Source organism: Thermogutta sp. (assembly GCF_039793925.1).
Taxonomy (GTDB): domain Bacteria; phylum Planctomycetota; class Planctomycetia; order Pirellulales; family Thermoguttaceae; genus Thermogutta.
In genome coordinates this window covers 1-2,226 of the sequence record NZ_JBAMME010000355.1, presented here as the reverse complement: position 1 = coordinate 2,226, position 2,226 = coordinate 1, and the positions used below count along the sequence as shown (strand labels likewise).

Below are 2,226 nucleotides of genomic sequence, written 5' to 3'. Positions count from 1 at the left end.
TCGGCCTGCTGGAGCAATCCCGCTACCCGCCGGAGGGCCTGGCGAAGTTTGCCCGCATCGGCCAGGTCGTGTACGACGCGGGGGGAGTGAGAATCATCCGGACCCCGTAGTATATAAAAGTCTCCCGTTTGACCATCTCGGAGAGATCTTTATGCGGATTTTGTTCGCCGGTTTATTGACGCTTTGGATGATGGTTCGGGCATCCCCTGTTTCTACCGGGAGGGTTGTCTGGACCAGTGTTGGGCCTGAAGGCGGAATCATCAATACACTGATTCTAGACCCACAGACCCCATCCATCCTCTATGCTGGCACTCCGGAGGGCATATTTAGGAGCACTGACGGCGGCGCACACTGGAGGCCAAGCAACAATGGCCTGACTAACAGAAATGTTCGGGTTCTGGCGTTTGATCCGCGCACACCCGCTACCCTTTATGCAGTAACAGATGCCGGTTTGTTTAAGAGTACGAATGGGGGTGCCAACTGGATCCAGGCCGACAATGGTATAAATTACACGATTCTGAGTCTGGCGATAGATCCTCAAACACCGAACGTCATATATGCCGGGACTGATGGTGAAGGGATATATAAAACCATCAACGGTGGCGTAACTTGGAAACGGGTTGGTAACCTGGGTGGGCAAGTTCGGGGCCTGGCAATAGACTACGTTAACCCTGCTACACTTTACGCCGGAGTCGGTGACTCTGTGTTTAAAAGCATAGACGGCGGTGCAACATGGAGCGAGTGTAGCAATGGTCTCCAGCATTATCCTATCAGGGCGCTGGTGATAGATCCGACTAATCCGAATACCCTCTACATTGGAACATATCGCCAAGCAGGGTTGTGGGGCGGCGGTGTCTTCAAGAGCACAAATAGGGGCCTGAACTGGCAATGGATGAACAATGGCCTGATAGACACGGACGTCCAGGCGCTGGTTATTGATCCTCACAACTCTGCCATCATCTATGCCGGAACTGTTCATGGCGTATTTAAAAGCACTGATGGTGGCGAGACTTGGAGTCTGATAAACACCAACCTGACCGATACCAACGTGAGAACCATTGCAATTGATGTAGAAACGCCGACCACTCTCTATGCTGGTACTGGTTTACACGGTGTGTTCAAGAGCACGAATGGAGGCACAGACTGGGCACCGGTCAACGTGGGCCTGACCAATACTTACGTTTATGCTTTAGGAAGAGACCCTCAAAACCCGACAATCATCTGGGCCGGTACTGCTACTGGTGTTTTCAAAAGCACTGATGGAGGTATAAACTGGACAGCGGTCCACAACGGCCCAAAAGCCGCTATCAATGCTTTGGTGATAGATCCCCAGACCCCGTCCACGCTCTATGTTGGAACTATGGCTGGGGAGGCATTCAAGAGTACCGATGGCGGAGAGCAGTGGAGCCCTGCTAGTGCTGGACTGAGCGGCTTCCGTCTAACCATGGCGATAGATCCCCAAACATCTACTCTTTATGCCGGGACCTCAGAAGGCATTTTCAAAAGTGTTGATGGCGGCGATAATTGGAGCCTAATTAGTGGTGACCTTAACCGTCCCATACAAGTTCTTGCATTGGCAATAGACCCCCAGAGATTGACTGACCTCTATGCTGGGACTACAGACTACATCTACAGAAGCACAGATGGTGGCCTGAGTTGGGTTTCTCTCTGTAACGGACCACCTTGCCCATTTTATGCCTTATCTATTGCTATAGACCCGGAGAACCCCGCTATCATTTATGCCGGTACTGCGTATGGCATCTTTAAAAGCACTGACAGGGGCGAAACCTGGAGTAAGTCCGACCGCGGCCTGCCCAATGCCCCTGTGCTTGCCCTAGCAATAGACCCTCAAAGTCCGACCATCATCTACGCCGGCATGTGGGGAAAGGGTATATTCCGAAGTGCCGACGGCGGCATAACCTGGAGTGACTTCAGTGTTGGTCTATCCGATCCGGATGTTCGGGTCTTGTTGATAGATTCGCAAAATCCGCTCTTGATTTTTGCTGGAACAGAGGGCGGTGGCATATTTAAAACGAAGTCGTTGAATTATTCGGCTTACCTGCCCTTGGTCCTGCGCCATCGGTAAACAGTGATGGGAACGAACAACACGGATTCTGCACCACGGATTCTGCAATTCTCCTGGGTATATTTGCTTCTGCTCGCCGCCGCGCTGCGGCTGGTGGGGCTGGGCGCCGCGCCGCTGGCCTCCGCCGAAGCCGTCCAGGC

General features: G+C 52.8%; 1 protein-coding gene. It reads left to right on the top strand.

Features of this window, described 5'->3' with window-relative positions:
* The first annotated feature begins 151 nt into the window (after positions 1–151).
* Positions 152–2,086: a hypothetical protein gene (locus ABJK56_RS19350; protein WP_347246332.1), complete on the top strand. Its 1,935-nt coding sequence runs from the start codon at positions 152–154 to the stop codon at positions 2,084–2,086.
* The last annotated feature ends 140 nt before the right edge of the window (positions 2,087–2,226 follow it).